This window comes from Bacteroidota bacterium, assembly GCA_016722565.1.
Taxonomy (GTDB): Bacteria; Bacteroidota; Bacteroidia; order 2-12-FULL-35-15; family 2-12-FULL-35-15; genus 2-12-FULL-35-15.
This window is the reverse complement of sequence record JADKIU010000001.1, coordinates 663328-684157: the sequence shown is the minus strand read 5'-3', so window position 1 is coordinate 684157 and position 20830 is coordinate 663328. Positions and strand designations below refer to the sequence as shown.

The following is a 20830-nucleotide window of genomic DNA, read 5'->3' as shown; positions in this document are numbered from 1 at the left end:
GGGATGGTTATTTTGTATTTGTAATAATCATTTTTAAATTTCGCTTACCGTTTTGAATATAACTTTTCACTTCATTCACTGAATAACCAGTCATTTCAACAATTTGTGTATACGTCATATTTTTCAAATAAAACAATTCAATGCATTTCTTTTGAAAAGGGTTTAAACTTTCCAAAGCTTTTTCCAATGCTTCCAGCTTTTGTTCCTCCTCCGCTTCCAACTCTTCATCTTCTTCAATTGCATTTACTTTAACCTGATATTGATATTCAACATCTCGATTTAGTTGTGTTTGCATTTTTCGCAATTCGGAAATACAATGATTACGAACAACGAATGTTAGCCATGCTTTGAAATTTTCTACTTCACGCTTTTTTAATTCTTCAAACAGTTTTTCGAAAATCTGCAATACCACATCTTTTGCAACATCTTTATCTTTAAAATAGTTGATGCACATTCCCAGTACCAAATGTGTATAGCGTTTGTATAATTCTCCAACATAAATTTTATCACTACTCATTTTGTAGTGTTTTACCAATTCATTATCGGTTAAATGGCTTTGATGTGAAGTAGCGTAACTCATAATCCGATGTTTTTAAAAGTTCCGGAATCGCACCGATAAATGACCGGTTGAAAATTAGACGTATTGAAGTATCCGATTCCATAAGATTAAACTGCATTTTTTAGGAATAGTTTGTGGCAATGAGCAAACGGCAGATTTTCTGATTAAATGGCAGAAGGGTACAAATCTGAATCGATAGAAATATCGAATTGGAGATACTGAACATTACAGAACTATAGTAAAATCATTTTCCTATCCTCCTTTTTCATTCTATGTTTATGTGATTAATTTTTTATTTATGGAAAAGTGTTTTTGTAAACGTCTTATTTGCAAACCGAGTAAAAGCGCAATCTCGAATCAACATAAACCTTTTAAACTCCATACTTATGAAAACGAAAAATCAGGAACTCAATCACTTTAAAAATAAAGTAATGAGTAGTACATTAAAAACAATTGCAATACTGTTTGTAATGTTGGGTTCAATCAATGCCATTGCTCAAACAAATGGTACTATTAAAGGAACAATAGAAGATGAAAAGAAAGCGCCCTTACCATTTACTCAAGTCGCTATCCTACAAGATTCAACCGTTGTTGCTTCGACTCAAACCGACATCAATGGGGAATTTACCGTAAAAGAATTAACTCCGGGGAAGTATAGCATCAAAGCATTTGCAAGCAGTTACAATACTTTTCTTCTGGAAAAAGTAAGTGTCAATCCGAATCAAATCAGATATGTGACTATCAACATGAGTTTATCATCGAAAGATTTACCATATGTTGTAATCACAGCAAATTTCGTAGAACCTGCTTTTGACTCTAAATTTGTAACCGTAACTCCACTTTCCATCAATCAAATTGAAAACAGTGCTGTTGGAAAAACTGATATTATAGGCTTAATAGTAATGGTAACGCCAGGAGTATTGGAAACGCCTGACGGAAAAGACATTTATGTAAGAGGTTCACGCAGAGGAAGCACAGGCTATTATGTGGATGGTAATAAAACAATGGAAGTACCAGATGTACCGGGCATGGGAATTAGCGGAATGGAAATCATTACAGGTGGTGTACCGGCCATGTATGGTGATTGCACCGGTGGATTAGTAATCATTACCACCAAAGAATACAAATGGGAAATGAATCGTAAACAGAATAAAATAGACGACAGAAAAGAACGAGATGCTGCGGCTAAAAAAGTAAGTGAACCAATGGAAATTACTCAATAAAATAAAAACTCCGCTCTGACAATCAGAGCGGAGTTTTTATTTTAAGATGAAGTATTTTTCTTTTTTTCTTTTACAACAAATAAATTAAAACCTAACCCAAATGTAATTCTCAACTCTTCAAGAGAAATTGGACTAGGAGCCTGAGACAAGTGTCTTCCGTAAACGTATCTTGTTTCAACAAATAAATGAGCAAAGCGCTGGAAATAATAGTTAAAACCAACACCAACAGTTGCTAAAGGACTAACTACACCTGGATAATATGTATGACTTATTTGCTCATCTTGCAATTGAACCGGAACCCAATTGTGAACTTGAAAAGAAGATGTATACGCCACCCCCGGTTGCACAATCACATATGGATCAAAGTGACCATTGGTAGTAAAGTGATAGGCCGCTCCTAAATAGATTGAATGAAAATCTTTTAAACCCATCGAATCATTTGTGATACCGCTACTTCCCAAGAGATAACTGGCTGAACCTCGAATTGATATTTTATTATCCATATAATATTCTGCGCTTCCGTTTATATGCACATTGCTTAGTCCTTCATTAAACAAATACCCGCCTACAATAGAAGCATCTGCACGAACCAAATGTTTGTGTATATATTGTATTTTGTCTTGTTGTGCAAAAACAACACTTGAAAAAAACAGAAATATTGCGCTTAATTTTTTAGAATCCATAAGTGTAAAATTTAAAAATCGTTCGTATTCTGAAACACAAAACAGTTAGGCCGTTTTCTTTCTTTTATGATGTTGATCCCACATATCAAATAAGCGTACATTTAAACTTATATTAATGAGCATATGCCCTTCAATTCCCCTCACTTGATTCTTTTCTATCAAAACGTCTTTCCTTCCATCTATCTCAAAAACTTCCGCATTAATGTCTTTACCGAGATGCATCATATATTGTGCAGTTAATGAAATATCCGCTTTATCGGTGATGTTATAATGCATCCCCAAACCTGCTTGAACAGCACTGCTCAGCTTGTCTTTTGCAAATCCATTCGCATTTTTAGTAATTTTCGAATAGTCAAAGCAATGTCCTGCCAAAATGTAAGGCGTAATTTTACCTTTATTAGTGTGGTAGTTGAATGGGTAAGCCAGAACGGACCAACCGATGTGCAAATCCTCTCTTCGAGCCAATCCGCCAATATCCGTTGTAATATAATCGGCATACCAATCAGTATTAATACGACTTAAAACCCGAATTCGAAATTGACCACCGTATCCAAAACCTGCAGCACCATCATCGCTGAATACACTCACTGCATTTCTAACACCTAATTGAAAATAACCGCTTTCTTTGTCGAGCGGTTCTTGTGCCATGCCCATCACTGGAAGAAGCAAAGCAAATAGAATGATCTTGTTCATAGGGATGTTTGTTTTAGTTATATGTGTAAAACAACCCACTGCTTACTGATATTGCAGTAGGTGCTTGATTTGAGGTAAATAGACTATAAGATTCGGTAGAACCTGATATTTTTTGTTTTTACAATCTGACAATTATCATATTGCGAGGCGAAACATTTAGTAATTTTGATGCGAAATTCATTTTATGAATACAAAGAGCATCCATCGTTTTATTCTGATTGCCCAAATCACCTTGGTATTTATTATTATTGTCATCATTGCCGGCTCTGTCGTTCGTGCGACCGGCTCCGGAATGGGCTGTCCGGACTGGCCAAAATGTTTCGGCAATTGGATTCCGCCAACGGATGTTTCACAATTACCTCCAAACTATAAAGACCTGTATGCAGGAGAACATCATGCGGTTGCAGAATTTAATGCACTAAACACATGGACAGAGTATATTAATCGTTTGGCGGGAGCTATTTTAGGGATATTGGTATTTATTCAATTACTTCTTTCTATCAAAATCAGAAAGCAAGACAAACGTATTTTTGTGATGTCGTTGCTTTCATTTTTTATGATTGGATTTCAAGGGTGGCTGGGAGCAAAAGTGGTGAGCAGTAATTTAGCACCAATGAAAATTACGATTCACATGGTGATGGCGCTGGTGATATTAGCTGTTGCTGTTGCAATTATTTATCGTGCTAAAAAATTAATTTCAATTACTTCCGAAACAATTGTAAACCCTCGAATTATTCAACTGGGTGCGATTGTTTTCTTTTTTACGATTATTCAAATTATGCTTGGAACACAGGTACGCGAAGAAGTAGATGTATTATTAAAAAATTTCGATGCATCCTTCAGAGGAGATATCATTGAAAACTTAGGCATATCCTTTAAAGTTCACCGTAGCTTTTCAATTGCAATTATGCTGGTTAACTTTTTTATGATTTATAAAATCATAAAAAGTGACGCGACTGATTCATTAAAAAAATACGGGAAGATATTAGGAATTGTTTTAATTGGAGAACTTCTCGCTGGTATTATCTTAAGTAGATTTGCACTTCCGGCTCCACTCCAACCTATTCATTTACTGTTAGCTTGTATTGCTTATGCGCTGCAGTTCTTGATTATTTTGAAGGTTTTGAAGAAGTAATCGTTCCTCCACTTTTCCATTCAAATGTTTCTATCATTCGATAGATATCTTTCCTAACAAAATCAACAACAGGAGCAATTGAATCTGTATTTGGTGCAACGTTAAAATACAGGGCACCGCGAATAAAATGATGTGTGCTGTCTGTTAAAAAAAACTGAATAGATGAAGCAGCATTTCCGCCAATCTCATAAATTAATCCATATACTTTACTGGAATCACGCGCAACTAATTTCTCTTCAATGCCTGAGGCTTTGATTTGATGCTTCGATGCCAGTTCGTTTGTTTCATCTAAATAAGCATTGATGTCGTTCTTCACTTCATGATAGGTTAAATGAAGTGTTCCATTCATGCTTGGAAATTCCAAATTCAGCCAACAAGGTTCAGCACGATAATTCTTATCCTTTTCCATTTTAGTGTAGGTAGGGATTTCAAAAGAAAAAGGACAAACTGAATCGTAGCGTACATATTTTTTTTCAGGGAAAACCAAACGATAGTATGCACGTGGCTTCGGAGCAATGGCTTCATCTTCGTCATCACCACCACAAGCTGGAAACAAGACGCAAGAAAAAAGAATCAAGATGCCTCCTAAAATTCCCGACACCTGATATGTAACACCTCTTAATTTACTCTTCATCATTCGACCTTTCAATTGTAATTTTAACACGTTTAATTTTTCTATTATCGGCAGATTCAATTGTGAAAATTAAATTTTTGAATGCAATTTTTTCGTTTTTCGTTGGAATACGACCTTCAATTTCAATAATCAATCCAGCAAGACTATCAGCTTCGCCTTTTGCATCTTCAAAATCAGCTCTATCAATTTCCAGAATTCTCGCCACATCGTTTAATGCGGCTTTCCCTTCAAATACAAAATTAGAATCATCTAACTTCGAATAAACGATATCATCATCATCAAACTCATCGTTAATTTCTCCAACAATTTCTTCAATCACATCTTCCAAGGTAACAATCCCTGAAGTTCCGCCATATTCATCAACCACAACAGCTAAGTGAATTTTTTTGTATTGAAACTCACGCAACAAATCGTCAATTTTTTTATTCTCAGGAACAAAAAACGGAGGACGAACAATGCCTTGCCAATTAAAATCATCCGTTTCATTAATGTATTGCAACAAATCTTTGGTATACAATACACCTACAATATTGTCTAATGTTTCTTTATAAATTGGAACGCGCGAAAAGCCAAAAGCGGTAATATCCGCGAGTAATTTTGTGTATCCGATTTTATATTCGAATGCAGTCACATGGGTACGTGATTGCATAATCTGTTTTACATCGGTATTTCCAAATTTCACAATGCCTTTTAAAATTTTATGATCTTCTTCAGGAATATCCTCGTCTGAAGTCAAATCCAGGGCTTGAGACAATTCATCAACGGAAATACTATGTGATTTTGGCTTTATGACTTTATCCAATAAAGAAGTAATAAAAATCAAAAATGAGCTGACAGGTGAGAACAAACGTTGGAGAACGAGCACAAAATAAATCAGTCTGCGTGAGGCTTTCAACGGATTTTGGGTCGCATAAATTTTAGGGGTTACTTCACCAATCAACAAGATTAAAAAGGTAACAGCAACCACCTGAATTACGAATCCTAAGGTTGGACTACCTGGAAAATCAAACCATCCTTCCGCACCGAAAATAAAGGAGGAGTTGACAATTACAATTGCGATATTAATAAAGTTGATACTTATTAAAACCGTGGCCAACAAGCGTTTCGGTGATTCTATCAATTGAAGGATTTTCTCATCTGATTTTGCATCGGAAGATTTCAATTCTTCCATATCATTCGGGGTGAGTGAGAAGAATGCTGATTCAGCAGCAGAAACTAAAGCGACCACCAATAACAACACAAACATGGTTATCATTGCAATTACAATACTAAACGATAATGGATTTACGACAATGCTTAAAAGCGAAGAATGAACAAGAAGGGTACTCGTGACGGCCAAAATTTTTTGGTATTAGTTAAACGTATATTCCTGCAAAGATAGCAGTTTGCAATTAATCGGATTAAAAAGGTAAATCATCTCCTGTTTTGGGTCCCGACAAGCTACTATGATCATCGTTGCTACCACCGGATTGATTTTCTTTTTTACTTAAAATGGTGAATGTATCGCCAACCACTTCAGTTGTATAGCGCTTGTGTCCTTCCTTATCATCCCAAGAACGTGTTCTTAATTTGCCCTCGATATAGATGGTCATTCCCTTTTTCAAATATTTTTCTGCTACTTCTGCCAAGCCTCTCCAAACAACAATATTATGCCATTCGGTTTGTTCTTGACGAGCTCCTGTTTTGTCTTTATATATTTCTGTTGTAGCGATTGGAAAATTCGCAACTGCCGCACCACCTTCTAGGTGTCGCACTTCTGGATCTTTCCCTAAATTACCAACCAATATTACTTTATTAACGCCTGCCATAACTAAAAATTTATTTCAGTAACAAATATAAGGAAAAATGGCCTTACATCCAAAGATGAAATGCTCCTTGGTTGCCAGTTAAACAGAATCAATTTTTCTTCTCCAGATAAAGGTCCACCAACCTCGGAACTGCGAATTTATGAATATCGTTTTCTCTGATAACAAGAACATCCTTTGGTAAAAATGTTTTTAAAGTTTGTTTTGATTCAATTTCTACAAAACGGGCATAAATTTTTTGGTGACTCAGGATGTGCTTATAAGGTTTCGAAATCGACTTTATAGAATATTTTGTCTTACCCAATAGTTGTTTCCACTCGGGTGATTTTAACAATTGCTCTTCAGATAACTCTTTGTCCGTTTCAATCAACGGAAAATCATGAAGATTTATCCAAATATCATTTGCAGTACGTTTATGAATTGCAATTGTTCCTTTATACCGGAATACAATATAATTGAAGTAGCGATTTCGTACTTTTGTTTTCTTTTCCTTGATTGGCAAATCGGCTACCATCTTTTTAGAAAATGCATAACAATGCATATTTAAAGGACAACCATTACAATCAGGATTTACCGGCTTGCACTGAATAGCGCCAAATTCCATGAAGGCTTGATTGTGCAGACCTGGATTTTTCTTATCAATTAGTTCGTTGGCTAATTTGTAAAACTCTTTTTACCCAATGAGCTATCAATAGGCGTTTCAATACCAAAAACACGAGAAAGTACGCGATAAACATTGCCATCCACAACCGCATGCGGTTTATTAAATGCAAAAGAAGCAATTGCAGCAGCTGTATAATCGCCCACCCCTTTTAAAGAGAGAATATCTTCATAGCTAGATGGAAACTTACCTTTATATATTGTATGAACCGTTTTTGCGGTAGTATGTAAGTTACGGGCACGGGAATAATAGCCCAATCCTTGCCAGAGTTTCATTACTTTATCATTATCAGCTTGTGCAAGATGTTTTACAGTAGGGAAATTTTGGGCAAATTTTAAATAATAGGCCATCCCCTGCTCTACACGGGTTTGTTGCAAGATAATCTCTGAAAGCCATATTAAATAAGCATCTTTTGTATTCCGCCAAGGCAAATCACGTTTATTTTGGTGGTACCAGGCAATTATTTTAGGAGAAAAATGCTTCATTTTGAGGCTTTAATGCAGGATTTTAATCAAAATCAGGTCGAAATTACGATTTAAATTTTTGTTTGAAAATTAAAATACTATCTTTTGCCTCCCGAAAAATTATTATTGTATTAATTGTTTGATTATAAATAGTTTATAGAAGTATGACAAAGGCAGACATCATTAACGACATTGCAGAAAAAACAGGAATTGAAAAAGTAGCAGTTCAAGCAAGCGTAGAAGCATTCATGAAATCAGTTAGAAACTCAATGGTGAGCGGAGAGAATGTTTATTTAAGAGGATTTGGAAGTTTCATTGTAAAAAAACGTGCTGAAAAAACCGGAAGAAATATTTCCAAAAACACAACCATCATTATCCCAGCTCATTATATTCCGGCTTTCAAACCGGCTAAAACATTTGCTGAGAAAGTGAAGAAAAACGTTAAAAAAGAAATACCAGCATAACTAATTTAGGATTGCTGAATTTAGGATCGTGAAATTTTAAAATCCTTTATTGTATTCCTAAATCAAACATATAAAAATGAAACTGAATAAAACTCAAATAGCAGTCGTTTCAGGAGCATTATTACTTATCGTTCTTTTATTATTAGCAAACACAAAACTTCTTCCAAAAGAAGAAGCCCCAGTTGCAGAACACGAGCATTCAGAAACAGCTGATTTCACCAAAATGGTGCAAAGTGCTATTGATGCGTTGGGTGCAAGCGAAAAAAAAGCAGTTCAATCATTGGATGAAGCCATTAAAACTTCGCCTGATAAAAAGCTTGCTTTTGAAAACATGATTAACATGTGGGACAGCTTGCGAAATCCTTCGGTTGCTGCTTATTATATGGAGCTAGCATCACAAGCCTCACCAACGGAAGTGAATTGGTTTGAAGCAGCAAGTCGTTATTACGCTGCTACCCGGTTTGTGGAAGAAACCAATCGCCCTTTATTGTATAACAAGGCAATTGAATGTTACAACCATGTGCTTGAAATGAATCCCAAAAACGTGGATGCAAAAATCAGTTTAGCAGCATGTTATGTGGAAGGCAGTCCGGATCCGATGAAAGGAATCGGAATGTTACGTGAGATTGAGAAAACAGATTCAACGAATGTAAACTTGCAATTAAATTTTGCATTTTTCTCAGAACGTTCAGGACAATGGGAAAAGGCAATTGCTCGATTTGAAAAAGTTTTGAAATTTCAACCGGATTACATTGAGGCTTATTTGCATTTAGCAGATGCATATATTCAGATGGGTGATAAAACAAAAGCGATTGAGAGTTTAAAAAAATATGTTGCATTGGTAGACGATGTAACTATTAAAACAGAAGTACAGGATTATATAAATAAATTAACCACTGAGGAAACTCATGGTCACACACAGTAAATAGATTTTATAAACATTAAATTTTTAAGTCATGCCAAGCGGTAAAAAAAGAAAAAGACATAAAATGGCTACTCACAAACGTAAAAACGTTTGAGAAAAACAGACATAAGAAAAATAATTCCTTCCTGATTAATTATCGGGATTAGGATTATTTTAAATATGTGATTAGTAGCTTTATTTTACAGAATAGAAATTCCAATTTCTATTCTGTTTATTAGCACACGTCTGTTTGTTTTCTTTTCGTCCCATAATGCCGGGAGAAATTAAGCACAATCAATATTAAAAAAAGTCCACAGACTCCCAATTAGCGGAGGGCTGTGGATATTGTATTATTTAAAAAACTTTAGAGTGAACAGCGAATTAATCATTGATTCCAAGCCCTCGGAAGTTGTTATTGCATTATTGAATGACAAACGATTAGTAGAACTTAATCGAGAAAAAGCAACAATAACTTTTCAGTAGGCGACATTTATTTGGGACGCGTTAAAAAAGTGATGCCCGGATTAAATGCAGCCTTTGTGGATGTTGGATACGAAAAAGATGCATTTTTGCATTATCTGGATTTGGGGCCTCAGGCCGCATCATTCGGAAAATATACCAAATTGGTACAAACGGGGAAACAAACGACTTCCAACTTAATGTATTTTAAGTTCGAAAACGATATCCCAAAGGATGGTAAAATAGGCAATATCATCAATGCCAACCAACAAATTCTAATTCAAATTGCCAAGGAGCCGATTTCTACAAAAGGCCCTCGAATTACTACCGAAATTTCTTTAGCAGGACGATATTTAGTCCTAATTCCTTTTTCAGATAAAATATCCGTTTCTCAAAAAATTAAAACCAATGATGAGAAAACGCGTTTAAAAAAACTGATTGCCAGCATCAAACCTAAAAACTTTGGTGTTATTATCCGTACCGTAGCTGAAGGAAAGAGTGTTGCAGATTTGGATGCAGATTTAAACGATTTGGTAAAAAAGTGGGACATCTGTTTTGAAGCATTAAAAACAGCACAACCACCGCAAAAGTATTAGGTGAATTGGATCGTACCTCTGCAATATTGCGAGATTTGCTTAATGCAAGTTTCAACAGTATTCATGTAAATGACCAAGCATTGTATGACGAAACAAAAACGTATTTACATGCCATTGCTCCCGATAAAGAAAACATTTTAAAACTTTACAAAGGCACCACTCCTATCTTCGACAACTTTGGAGTTGATAGACAAATCAAAGGATTGTTTGGAAAAACAGTAACCATGAAAAGTGGTGGTTATTTAATTGTTGAGCATACCGAAGCGTTACACGTTATCGATGTAAACAGTGGTAATCGCGCGAAATCGGACAACTCACAAGAAAACAATGCGCTAGAAGTAAACTTAGAGGCAGCTGTTGAAGTGGCTCGTCAATTGCGTTTACGCGATATGGGCGGAATCATCGTTGTCGATTTTATTGATTTACATTCTGCCGAAAATCGCAAATTGCTTTACGAAAAGATTCGTGACGAAATGTCGAAAGATCGTGCGAAGCACAACATTCTTCCTCCAAGTAAATTTGGATTAATCCAGATTACACGTCAACGCGTTCGCCCGGAGATGAATATTGTAACCGTAGAAAAATGCCCTACATGTAATGGTAGTGGTGAAATTCAAGCGAGTATTATTTTAATTGATCAAATAGAAAATAACTTACGTTATATTCTAAAAGAACAAAACGAAAAAGACATTACACTTTGTGTGCATCCTTACCTTGAAGCCTACATCACAAAAGGTTTCTTCTTTAATTCATTAAAACACAAATGGGCTAAAAAGTACGGACGAAAATTTAAAGTACGCGCAGTTTCTTCTTATACATTTATGGAATACCATTTTATGAATAAGAATGAAGATGAGATTAAGATTTAAAATAGTAGATGTAAAATAATAGACAAAACGCCTTGAGAGATTGAGGCGTTTTTGTTATTAAAATATATTTGATAAATAAAGTAAAACCAATGAAAAAAATTATCCCAACACTTTTCGCATTCTTCTTTTATATAACACTTCAAGCACAAATCATCAATCAAGATTCTGTTTATTTTGTTACCAACTATTATAAAATCGAACGTAGCATCCCAATGCGTGATGGTGTAAAACTATTTACATCCATTTATATTCCGAAAGATGCTTCAAAAAAATATCCCATCATGCTTACGCGCACCCCATACTCTTGCGCTCCCTATGGTGAAGATAAATTCAGAAATTTCTGGACCAGAAACACGCGTGAGTATTTCAAACAAAATTACATCATCGTTTATCAGGATGTGCGCGGTGCCTACATGAGCGAAGGAGTATATGAAGATGTTCGACCCTATAACCCAAATAAAAAAACAAAAAAAGATGTGGACGAAGCAAGTGATACTTATGATGCGATTGATTGGATGATAAAAACATTCCTACAAATAATGGCAATGTTGGTGTAAGTGGAATTTCGTATCCCGGTTTTTATTCAACTATGGCAGCCTTATGTGGGCATCCGGCATTAAAAGCTGTTGGTCCACAAGCCCCTGTTACTGATTGGTTTATTGGTGATGACGTTCATCACAAAGGTGCATTCTTTATGATGGATGATTTTGATTTCGATTATTCCTTTGGAGTTCCTCGTCCGAAACCAACAACAGAGAGTGGACCCGACTTTAAATATCCCACTCCCGACAATTACGATTTCTTCTTAAAAGTTGGAACATTAAAAAATCTCACCAAATTATACATGGGTGATTCCATGAAATTTTGGAATGAAGAAATGAATCATGGAAACTATGATGAATTTTGGAAAGCAAGAGCCGTAACCTATCATTTAAAAAATGTTAAACCCGCTGTTTTGATCACCGGAGGTTTATTTGATGCAGAAGATGTTTGGGGAGCTTGGAACACTTATAAAACAATTGAAAAAAACAGTCCGAAAACAAACAACAGAATTGTGATGGGCCCTTGGATTCACGGTGGATGGGCAAAAACAGACGGCAGTTCCTTAGGAAATGTAAAATTTGGAGAAGGAAATTCTGACTTTTATTATAAAAATATTGAAATGCCTTTTTTCAATTATTATTTGAAAGGAGAAGGCGATGCGAACAAAATTGCAGAAGCAACTATTTTTTTAACAGGCGCCAACAAATGGACAACCTTTACAGAATGGCCACCTAAAAATGTTGAATCAAAACTCATTTATTTAAAAGAGAATGGTGGACTCTCGTTCACAAAACCAACATCCGTAAACAGTTTTACGGATTATGTGAGCGATCCGGCTAAACCAGTTCCATATACGGAAGATGTGCACTTACAACGTACACGTGAATACATGATTGACGACCAACGCTTTGCTGCACGTAGACCGGATGTTCTTGTGTTTACGACTGAAATTTTAGCAGAGGACATAACACTAGCAGGTCCGGTAATTGCCAATTTGTTAGCGAGCATTTCCACCACCGATGCCGATTTTATTGTAAAACTCATTGATGTATTCCCGAATGATTTTAAATATACCGAAACCGATAAATACCCGATGGGAGGTTATCAAATGTTGGTTCGCGGAGAAGTATTGAGAGGAAAATTCAGAAATAGTTTTACTCCTGGCGATTCAATCGGAAAGCTTCCTGAACCGTTTGTTCCGAACCAAATTACTCCTGTGAGTTTTGAATTACCGGATGTTGCACACACCTTTCAAAAAGGGCATAAATTAATGATTCAGATACAAAGCACTTGGTTTCCTTTGGTAGATAGAAATCCACAACAATTTTTAGACATTTACCATTGTGATGAAAAAGATTTTATCAAGTCTAACATTAAAATTTATCATGATGCAACAAATGCATCCAGCATTCTATTACCGATATTAAAAAAATAAATCATGGAGATTGCAATAAAAATAATTATTGGCTTAGTAGCAGTAACTCACATTTATATTTTGTGGCTGGAAATGTTTGCATGGACAACCAGAGGTAAAAAAACGTTTAAAAATTTTCCGGAACATTTATTTGAACCAACCAAGGCCTTGGCAGCAAACCAGGGACTCTATAATGGATTTTTGGCGCCAGGATTGATTTGGTCAATGTTTATTAAGGATGTACAGTGGTCAGAAAATGTTTCTATTTTCTTTTTAGGATGTGTTTTGGTTGCCGGAATTTATGGTGCACTAACGGCCGATAAAAAAATATTTATGGTTCAAGGATTTTTGCCGTTGGTTGGGTTAATTTCAATTTTGTTGAAATAATAAATCAGCGAAAATTTATTTTCCGCGTCTCCCGATAGTTATCAGGTTGCGTTCTACTTATCAAAATTATACTGGCTATAATCTTGCACAACAGTTGCTAAAAATTGCGTATCAGGCAATTTTGTTTGTATTCCCATTGCATCTTTTGTTTTAATCGCTAGGCGCTCGATGGCTTCTTGATTTCCTGTTCGTATTGCCATTTGCATCACCTCTTTAATAATAGCAATATCCGAATCGGATAGCCGAGATACTTCCGGGTAGACGATGGTATAAACTGGCTTTACTTTATTGAGGATTGTATCGTGGATGGTTACTTTCTGTTTCATTTTTATAACAGTGGTTCCTGCGGCCATATCACCAATACGTTGTCCTTTTCCATTCACAAGTATTGCAATCAATGCAATCGCTCCCGAGAATAAACGCATGTCGATTATTCGCAACAACCAGCGCAATAGATATGCTCCGAAACCTGCTTGAGTACCATCCAACTTCACTACTTTTATTTTCATAATCATTTTTCCAAAAGACTTGCCTTGAAAAAAAAGTTCGCATAACAAATCATAAAGCAGAATTGGTAAAAAAAGAACAATCACCAGCCAAATATTATTTTCAATTACTTCTCCAATTACATTCATCAATAAGAGAATTAGAAGAGAATACCCGAAAAAAAACAAATAATCAAGAAGAGTGGCAAGAATACGGTCGCCAATACTCGCTAACTCGTATTCGATATCAACATTTTGTGTTGTTTGTATTTTAATATTATCCATCGAAATCAGGAATTTTTATAAAAATAAGCAATTAAATGGACTATAAAAACCTATTAAATAACGATTATTTTTCATAAATTTACGAGATGTGTTCGGGATAAACACTACTACCAGAATCGATAAACAGATCGTGAAAGAAATTACATTTTTAAAACAAAATGCCGACAAATGGCAAGAGTTTGAAAAGCTCATCTCCACCAAAGGTGGTTCTAATCCCGATTTAATGGCAGATTTGTTTATTCAACTGACAGATGATTTATCCTATTCAAAAACACATTATCCAAAAACCAAAACAACGCAGTATTTAAATTCAATTGCTGCTCGTGTGCATCAAGAAATCTATAAAAACAAAAAAGAAAAAAAATCACGCATTTTTAATTTTTGGAAATATGAATTACCGTTCCTGTTTAAAAATTCACATAAACAATTGCTTTATGCATTTCTCATTTTTGGTGTTGCCTTTTTAATAGGAGTGGTTTCCACGTTGTATGATGACAGCTTTGTTCGATTAATCTTAGGCGACCAATATATTAATGAAACCTTAGAAAATATCGACAAAAACGATCCTATGGACATTTACAAAGGAATGAGTCAGGGAAACATGTTTTCAATCATTACAATAAATAATATTTATGTTTCTTTTATTTGTTTTGCGATGGGAATTCTATTTTCATTTGGAACAGGTTATATGTTATTTACAAACGGAGTGATGGTAGGTGCATTTCAATTTTTCTTTTACACGAAAGGTGTGTTATTGCAATCGGCACTTGTTATATGGATACATGGCACGTTAGAAATTTCGGCAATCATTATTGCCGGTTGTGCAGGGCTTACAATGGGAAACAGTATTTTATTTCCGGGCACCTACTCCCGTGGAGCCTCTTTTGTAAAAGGTGCAAAGCAAGGTGTAAAAATTGCTATTGGTCTTGTTCCTATATTTATTGTAGCGGGATTTCTAGAATCATTTGTAACACGTTATACACAAATGCCAATATGGTTAAGCTTATCAATCATCGGAGCCTCTCTCACATTTATCGTTTGGTATTTTATCATTTATCCGATACGATTAAACAAGAGCGCATTAAAAAATATTCATACTAATCAAACAACATGAATCAAGAAAAAATAAATCTGCGTCAGGTACGCGACTTTGGAGAAACCTTCAACACATCCGTAAAGTTTGTTCGTCAGAATTTCAAACTTTTTTTTCAGTCCTTGTTATTTATTGCAGGACCATTTCTTCTGATCAGTTCCATTGCAGGAGCTTTCTATCAGGCGAATGCGATTACCATGCAAAGTAAATTACAATCCGGTATTGCATCCGCATACGCGACAGATCCTATGGATATCATATTGGATCAATTTGGTTGGACTTATTTCATATTCATCATCGCAAGTATTCTTGCTAATTTAGCATTGGTAGGTACCGTTTACGCATTCATCTTAAATTATATCGAAAAAGGACCCGGCCAATTTACTGTTAATGATATTTCCTCCACGTTACTTAAAAATGCCGGTGGAATCTTAGGAATATTCTTCGGATTGACGTTATTAATCATTCTCATTGTAGGAGGTGTAGTTGCGCTAGGTGTTGCTATTGGGTTTGCCGTTCCGGCTCTCGGAATATTATTCTTAGTGGCGGCATTTTTTGGTATGCTGATCTTATTTCCTCCATTGATATGGCAATTATCAGTGGTTTATTTGGTGCGCATGGAAGAAGGCACAGGTGTATTGGGATCTTATGGAAAAACAAAAGAGGTGATGCGAGGTAATTTCTGGTGGACCTGGTTAATTGTAGTTTGCTCCAGCTTTGGAATTGGTATTATAGGAATTATTTTTTCACTTCCACAAGTAGCCTATCAGCTGGTTTTAACTTTCAGTAGCTTAAAAGGAGGAGAAAATGAAACGTCAATCGGATTTGTAATTGTTGCAACCCTCTGTACATTCTGCACAACAATGCTCTACAGTTTCATGTATGTTATCAATGGAGTGCATTATTATAGCCTTGCTGAAAAAAATGACGGAAAAGGATTAATGGAAAGAATAAACGAAATTGGTACTACTCCAACTACAAATGTTAATCAGCACTATTAGAAAATTCTTTTTTATATGTATACTGATCGGTTGTCTAACAGCGAGTGGTAGCCTATTTTCCATTAACGATTCTACTCAAACGAGGTATAGTTTAGTATACGACACTGCCAAAATTCAAGTACGTGAGCCCCATCCTAAGGCACAAGAAGAATTATTAAAAGACAGCGATTATCAATACGACCGGATTGGACCTGCTCCAAAATCCTGGTGGGAACGTTTCAAAAAATGGTTCTGGAGAAGTATTTCTAAAATCTTCAATACCGAAGGAGGAGAAGTCGGCTTAACTATTTTTCAATACGTTCTCATCGCTGCTGTTGTTGTTATTATTATTCTACTCCTTCTAAAAAATGACATACGGGCAGTATTTTATGGTAAGAGTGCATCCATTCCGATTGACTTTAAAGAGTTTGACGAGGATATTCATAAAATAAATTTTGACGAATTGATTGGAGATGCAATCACAAAAAACGATTATCGCAAAGCCATTCGATTACATTTTTTAAAATTATTGAAAGAGTTGACAGATAAAAATTTAATCAGTTGGCAAATTGATAAAACGAACAATGATTATTCAATGGAGCTTTCCAATAGCAAATTCAGTAATCAATTCAAAGAATTAGCTCTATTGTATGAATACATTTGGTACGGTGATTTCACACTAAACGAAACAAATTTTAAAAATACCATTGAGAAATTTAAAAATTTCAAAGTGCAATAGTGAAGAATGTTTAAAGGGAACAAAAAATATATATTCATGTTGGTTCTGTGTTTCACAGGATTAATCCTTATGCAAGTATATGCTCCAAAACCAATCAATTGGAATCCTACATTTATGAAAAAGGACAAAATTCCATTTGGTATGTCAGCATTGTATGAGGCATTACCGGGAATTTTTCCTGATCAAGAAATAAATACTGAAGCGGCTCCCATCTATAATGTATTAAACAAAAAAGAAATTAAACATAGTAACTATATTATTGTAAACAATGCTTTTGAACCCGACAATTTAGACACTCGTGAATTATTAGAATTTGCAAAAAATGGGAACACTGTTTTTATTGCTGCTAACTATTATGGTGGAAAATTTGCCGATACGTTAAAACTTAAAACCGATAATTACCAAGGTGTTCAGAACATTTTAAAGGAAGATTCCATCAAGCTTCGAAATTTTTATAAACCTTACGATACGGCTGTAGTCAATTTTGTAAATCCACAATTAAAAAGAAAAACAAACTACGTCTATTCAAAAGGAATTGAAAACACGTATTTCACTTCTTTCGACACCAACAAGGTTACAGTATTGGGAACCAATAGTATTAATAATGTTAATTACATAAAAATCAATTGGGGCAAAGGTCAGCTATTTTTAAGCACACTACCAGAAGTTTACACCAACTACCTTTTTATCAATGAAAAAAATCACGATTATGCATACAGAGCATTATCGTATCTTCCAAATCAAACAGTCATTTGGGATGAATATTATAAAGCAGGCAATATAATTAAGGATAGCCCGCTAAGAGTTGTCTTCAATAACCCTGCATTAAGAAGCGCTTATTTTGTATTACTACTTTCTTTAATACTTTTTATTATAATCGGTATAAAGCGCAAACAACGCATCATTCCAATCGTTGAACCATTAAGAAATACTACCTTAGATTTCGTGGATATCGTAGGAACGCTCTACTATCAAACGGGGAATCACAAGAATATTGCTGACAAAAAAATAACATACTTTTTGGAATACATCCGGTCAACATTTCAAGTAAAAACGAATCTGTATGACGAAGTGTTCATTGAACGCATCACCAATCTATCAGGAGTTGAAAAAGAAAAAGTACATCAGTTATTTTATTACTTCGCTGATTTAAATGTGAAATCCAGTATCAGTCAAAATGAATTATTGAAATTAAATAGGATGATTGAAGCGTTTCATGCAGAAAATAAAAGATAATAGTTAATAGAAAAGTTATTTGTAAATCGTAAAAAATAAATTAACGAAATGGAAGAACAAGTATTTCAAAACAGAGTTGACCTCAGTGGACTGCAAATAGCAGTAATCAACATTAAAAGAGAAATCAATAAAATCATTGTGGGGCAAGACGATATGATAGAGTTATTGATTGCAGCAATATTGGCTGATGGTCATGTTTTAATTGAAGGCGTCCCGGGGGTAGCCAAAACGCTATCTGCCAAGCTATTGGCAAGAACCATGAAAGTTGAATTTTCAAGAATTCAGTTTACTCCTGACTTAATGCCGTCCGATATAATTGGAACAAGTATTTATAATCTAAAAACATCTGAATTTGAATTCAAACAAGGACCACTTTTTTCCAACATCGTATTGATCGATGAAATAAACCGCGCTCCGGCAAAAACACAATCAGCATTATTTGAGGCAATGGAAGAGCGTCAAATAACAGTTGACGGGAAAACCTATCTACTCAGTCCACCTTTCATTGTATTAGCAACACAAAATCCGGTAGAACAAGAAGGAACGTATCGTTTACCCGAAGCTCAGTTAGATCGTTTCCTATTTAAAATAGAGGTTGATTATCCAAAACTGGAAGATGAAACAAAAATAATTGCGGATTACCATGCGAGTAAAAACAAGATAGATATTACTGCTGTAGCAGGAGTTATGAATGCATCTGAAGTGAAAGAGTATCGTGAAAAAGTTGGAAGTGTTCACATTGATGCTAACTTAATTTCCTATATCGCAAAAATTGTGAATCAAACCAGAAACAATTCATCCTTGTATTTGGGTGCTTCGCCACGAGCGTCATTAGCAATTTTAACAAGCTCCAAAGCAATTGCTGCGATGCGAGGCCGCGATTTCGTTACACCGGATGATATTAAATTTGTTACTGCACATGTTTTAAAACATCGTGTCATCTTAACTCCAGAAAAAGAAATGGAAGGAATTACAACAAAAGACGTAATTAAAGGAATTGTAGAAAAAATTGAAGTTCCTAGATAGTTCGTCAAAGAGGCGTTTGCTTGGTGTTATTCTGAATGAAGTTGAGAAAACACAAACAATACGTATCACAGCCATTACTTTCGACTCCGCTCGAACTGACGGGTAAAAAAATTATAGTTAAGAATAGAATGAAAACATTTTTTAAATCCATATACATTTCCAACTTGCTCTATTTTGTTATAGCAGCCGAAGTTGTATTTCTTGTATTTGGATTTTTTTTCCCAACGCTTTATGCAATTGCACATTATACGTTAATTGCAATTGTTGCTTTGCTATTTGCGGATATTTTAATTCTTTTTATCAATCAAAATGGAGTTTTTGCCAGAAGAGATACACTTGATAAATTATCAAATGGAGACGACAACCCAGTGCAAATTATCATTGAAAATCGCTATTTGTTTTCAATTCGCATTGGAGTAATTGATGAGTTACCCTTTCAATTTCAGGCACGAGATAAAGAATTTAAACTATCACTTGAATCGGGAAGCAATAAAATTATTGAATATGATGTACATCCGGTAAAACGCGGTGAATACAATTTCGGAGCTGTAAATATATTTGTCAAAAGTCCGATTGGTTTTATTCAAAAACGATATCGTTTTTCACAAGACATGCTTGTGCCGGTATATCCTTCCTTTATGCAAATGCGAAAATATGAGCTTCTAGCGATCTCGAACCGCTTGACTGATGCCGGAATCAAAAAAATTCGCAGAAGAGGTAACAATGCAGAATTTGAACAGATAAAAGAATATGTTTCTGGAGACGATTATCGAACTGTTAACTGGAAAGCGACTGCCCGAAGAAACAAATTGATGATTAATCAATATCAAGATGAAAAATCACAACAGGTGTATTCGGTGATTGATATGGGAAGAATCATGCGCATGCCCTTTGAAGGTTTAAGTTTACTGGATTATGCTATCAATTCCAGTTTGGTCATTTCCAATATCGCGATGTTAAAACAGGACAAAGCAGGAATTGTTACATTTTCAAACAAAGTACAATCGGTATTACCAGCAGACAGGCGAAATGCACAATTACAAAAAATAATGGAGTTGTTGTATAATCAAAAAACGGGATATCTGGAAAGTGACTTTGAAAATTTATACATCAATGTTAAAACAAAAATTAATCAGCGAAGTTTATTTTTGTTATACACCAATTTTGAAAGTCTATCCGGGCTAAATCGGCAATTAAAATATTTAAGACGAATAGCCAAAGACCATTTATTGGTTGTTGTGTTTTTTGAAAATACAGAGCTGAACGCTTTCTTAAATAAACCGGCTGTATCGACAGAAGACGTTTACAACAAAGCAATTGCCGAAAAATTCGCATACGAAAAAAAGTTAATTGTAAAAGAGCTGGAAAAATATGGTATTCATAGCATTTTAACCGCGCCACAAAATTTATCTGTAAATACGATTAATAAATACTTGGAATTAAAAGCAAGAGGACTGATATAAGTGACTAGGTAACTAGGTGACTAAGTGACT

18 protein-coding genes and 3 pseudogenes are annotated in these 20830 nt (G+C 35.0%); 13 read left to right on the top strand and 8 right to left on the bottom strand.

The genetic code is table 11. The features are described from left to right. Positions 1 to 7 precede the first annotated feature (7 nt). Positions 8 to 580 (bottom strand): sigma-70 family RNA polymerase sigma factor, encoded by a 573-nt coding sequence (locus IPP64_02780; GenBank protein ID MBL0328352.1) that lies wholly within the window; start codon positions 578 to 580, stop codon positions 8 to 10. A gap of 365 nt (positions 581 to 945) precedes the next feature. Between IPP64_02780 and IPP64_02775 the strand changes: the two genes are divergently transcribed. Next, on the top strand, positions 946 to 1782 hold the full coding sequence (locus IPP64_02775) for a carboxypeptidase regulatory-like domain-containing protein (protein MBL0328351.1): 837 nt from the start codon (positions 946 to 948) through the stop codon (positions 1780 to 1782). A 41-nt stretch (positions 1783 to 1823) separates the two neighbouring features. On the opposite strand, the gene IPP64_02770 is transcribed toward IPP64_02775, so the two are convergent. Both IPP64_02770 and IPP64_02765 read right to left on the bottom strand, forming a co-directional pair. Further along, entirely contained in the window at positions 1824 to 2465 is a 642-nt protein-coding gene (locus tag IPP64_02770) for a hypothetical protein (GenBank protein MBL0328350.1), read from the bottom strand. Positions 2466 to 2510: 45 nt separating this feature from the next. Further along, complete coding sequence (locus IPP64_02765; protein ID MBL0328349.1) at positions 2511 to 3158, bottom strand: outer membrane beta-barrel protein; 648 nt, start codon at positions 3156 to 3158, stop codon at positions 2511 to 2513. Between the two features lie 184 nt (positions 3159 to 3342). Between IPP64_02765 and IPP64_02760 the strand changes: the two genes are divergently transcribed. Next, entirely contained in the window at positions 3343 to 4293 is a 951-nt protein-coding gene (locus IPP64_02760) for a COX15/CtaA family protein (protein ID MBL0328348.1), read from the top strand. On the opposite strand, the gene gldD is transcribed toward IPP64_02760, so the two are convergent. From gldD to mutY, 4 genes and pseudogenes are all read right to left on the bottom strand, one after another. After that, complete coding sequence (gldD, locus tag IPP64_02755) at positions 4268 to 4927, bottom strand: gliding motility lipoprotein GldD (GenBank protein ID MBL0328347.1); 660 nt, start codon at positions 4925 to 4927, stop codon at positions 4268 to 4270. The two genes, IPP64_02760 and gldD, sit on opposite strands and share 26 nt — an antisense overlap. Then, positions 4917 to 6182 carry a gliding motility-associated protein GldE gene (gene gldE, locus IPP64_02750; protein MBL0328346.1) on the bottom strand — a complete coding sequence of 422 codons (1266 nt, stop codon included), beginning with the start codon at positions 6180 to 6182 and terminating at the stop codon, positions 4917 to 4919. The genes gldD and gldE overlap by 11 nt, the downstream gene beginning before the upstream one ends. 145 nt (positions 6183 to 6327) lie before the next feature. Next, a complete protein-coding gene (locus IPP64_02745) occupies positions 6328 to 6735 on the bottom strand; it encodes a single-stranded DNA-binding protein (GenBank protein ID MBL0328345.1) in 408 nt (135 codons plus the stop codon). 88 nt (positions 6736 to 6823) lie between these two features. Further along, positions 6824 to 7878: pseudogene (gene mutY, locus IPP64_02740) on the bottom strand (A/G-specific adenine glycosylase). A gap of 143 nt (positions 7879 to 8021) precedes the next feature. Between mutY and IPP64_02735 the strand changes: the two are divergent. The 5 genes and pseudogenes from IPP64_02735 to IPP64_02715 all read left to right on the top strand — a co-directional run bounded on the left by IPP64_02735 (position 8022) and on the right by IPP64_02715 (position 13493). Beyond that, positions 8022 to 8321 carry an integration host factor subunit beta gene (locus tag IPP64_02735; protein ID MBL0328344.1) on the top strand — a complete coding sequence of 100 codons (300 nt, stop codon included), beginning with the start codon at positions 8022 to 8024 and terminating at the stop codon, positions 8319 to 8321. Between the two features lie 76 nt (positions 8322 to 8397). Further along, complete coding sequence (locus IPP64_02730; GenBank protein MBL0328343.1) at positions 8398 to 9246, top strand: tetratricopeptide repeat protein; 849 nt, start codon at positions 8398 to 8400, stop codon at positions 9244 to 9246. A 348-nt stretch (positions 9247 to 9594) separates the two neighbouring features. Continuing rightward, positions 9595 to 11149: pseudogene (locus tag IPP64_02725) on the top strand (Rne/Rng family ribonuclease). Between the two features lie 89 nt (positions 11150 to 11238). Then, positions 11239 to 13127 (top strand): annotated as a pseudogene (locus IPP64_02720) (CocE/NonD family hydrolase). Between the two features lie 3 nt (positions 13128 to 13130). Further along, the gene (locus tag IPP64_02715; protein ID MBL0328342.1) at positions 13131 to 13493 is read left to right on the top strand and encodes a DUF1304 domain-containing protein; all 363 of its coding nucleotides are present in this window, start codon (positions 13131 to 13133) and stop codon (positions 13491 to 13493) included. A 53-nt stretch (positions 13494 to 13546) separates the two neighbouring features. On the opposite strand, the gene IPP64_02710 is transcribed toward IPP64_02715, so the two are convergent. Further along, positions 13547 to 14263: an RDD family protein gene (locus IPP64_02710; protein ID MBL0328341.1), complete on the bottom strand. Its 717-nt coding sequence runs from the start codon at positions 14261 to 14263 to the stop codon at positions 13547 to 13549. 130 nt (positions 14264 to 14393) lie between these two features. Here IPP64_02710 and IPP64_02705 point away from each other — a divergent pair, with 130 nt between their 5' ends. The 6 genes from IPP64_02705 (at position 14394) to IPP64_02680 (ending at position 20800) form a co-directional block, all read left to right on the top strand. Next, positions 14394 to 15377: a stage II sporulation protein M gene (locus tag IPP64_02705; protein ID MBL0328340.1), complete on the top strand. Its 984-nt coding sequence runs from the start codon at positions 14394 to 14396 to the stop codon at positions 15375 to 15377. Beyond that, positions 15374 to 16357, top strand: coding sequence for a hypothetical protein (locus tag IPP64_02700; protein MBL0328339.1), 984 nt, complete (start codon positions 15374 to 15376; stop codon positions 16355 to 16357). Before IPP64_02705 ends, IPP64_02700 begins: the two co-directional genes overlap by 4 nt. Next, the gene (locus IPP64_02695; GenBank protein ID MBL0328338.1) at positions 16338 to 17075 is read left to right on the top strand and encodes a hypothetical protein; all 738 of its coding nucleotides are present in this window, start codon (positions 16338 to 16340) and stop codon (positions 17073 to 17075) included. The genes IPP64_02700 and IPP64_02695 overlap by 20 nt, the downstream gene beginning before the upstream one ends. Before the next feature lie 36 nt (positions 17076 to 17111). Then, entirely contained in the window at positions 17112 to 18311 is a 1200-nt protein-coding gene (locus IPP64_02690) for a DUF4350 domain-containing protein (protein MBL0328337.1), read from the top strand. A 48-nt stretch (positions 18312 to 18359) separates the two neighbouring features. Then, a complete protein-coding gene (locus IPP64_02685; GenBank protein ID MBL0328336.1) occupies positions 18360 to 19337 on the top strand; it encodes a MoxR family ATPase in 978 nt (325 codons plus the stop codon). 128 nt (positions 19338 to 19465) lie between these two features. Further along, complete coding sequence (locus IPP64_02680; protein ID MBL0328335.1) at positions 19466 to 20800, top strand: DUF58 domain-containing protein; 1335 nt, start codon at positions 19466 to 19468, stop codon at positions 20798 to 20800. Positions 20801 to 20830 lie beyond the last annotated feature (30 nt).

Bases quoted from the DNA above. Each gene is read 5' to 3' on its own strand.
- IPP64_02780 (MBL0328352.1), bottom strand. From the start codon at position 580: ATGAGTTACGCTACTTCACATCAAAGCCATTTAACCGATAATGAATTG.
- IPP64_02775 (MBL0328351.1), top strand. From the start codon at position 946: ATGAAAACGAAAAATCAGGAACTCAATCACTTTAAAAATAAAGTAATG.
- IPP64_02770 (MBL0328350.1), bottom strand. From the start codon at position 2,465: ATGGATTCTAAAAAATTAAGCGCAATATTTCTGTTTTTTTCAAGTGTT.
- IPP64_02765 (MBL0328349.1), bottom strand. From the start codon at position 3,158: ATGAACAAGATCATTCTATTTGCTTTGCTTCTTCCAGTGATGGGCATG.
- IPP64_02760 (MBL0328348.1), top strand. From the start codon at position 3,343: ATGAATACAAAGAGCATCCATCGTTTTATTCTGATTGCCCAAATCACC.
- gldD (MBL0328347.1), bottom strand. From the start codon at position 4,927: ATGAAGAGTAAATTAAGAGGTGTTACATATCAGGTGTCGGGAATTTTA.
- gldE (MBL0328346.1), bottom strand. From the start codon at position 6,182: ATGATAACCATGTTTGTGTTGTTATTGGTGGTCGCTTTAGTTTCTGCT.
- IPP64_02745 (MBL0328345.1), bottom strand. From the start codon at position 6,735: ATGGCAGGCGTTAATAAAGTAATATTGGTTGGTAATTTAGGGAAAGAT.
- IPP64_02735 (MBL0328344.1), top strand. From the start codon at position 8,022: ATGACAAAGGCAGACATCATTAACGACATTGCAGAAAAAACAGGAATT.
- IPP64_02730 (MBL0328343.1), top strand. From the start codon at position 8,398: ATGAAACTGAATAAAACTCAAATAGCAGTCGTTTCAGGAGCATTATTA.
- IPP64_02715 (MBL0328342.1), top strand. From the start codon at position 13,131: ATGGAGATTGCAATAAAAATAATTATTGGCTTAGTAGCAGTAACTCAC.
- IPP64_02710 (MBL0328341.1), bottom strand. From the start codon at position 14,263: ATGGATAATATTAAAATACAAACAACACAAAATGTTGATATCGAATAC.
- IPP64_02700 (MBL0328339.1), top strand. From the start codon at position 15,374: ATGAATCAAGAAAAAATAAATCTGCGTCAGGTACGCGACTTTGGAGAA.
- IPP64_02695 (MBL0328338.1), top strand. From the start codon at position 16,338: ATGTTAATCAGCACTATTAGAAAATTCTTTTTTATATGTATACTGATC.
- IPP64_02690 (MBL0328337.1), top strand. From the start codon at position 17,112: ATGTTGGTTCTGTGTTTCACAGGATTAATCCTTATGCAAGTATATGCT.
- IPP64_02685 (MBL0328336.1), top strand. From the start codon at position 18,360: ATGGAAGAACAAGTATTTCAAAACAGAGTTGACCTCAGTGGACTGCAA.
- IPP64_02680 (MBL0328335.1), top strand. From the start codon at position 19,466: ATGAAAACATTTTTTAAATCCATATACATTTCCAACTTGCTCTATTTT.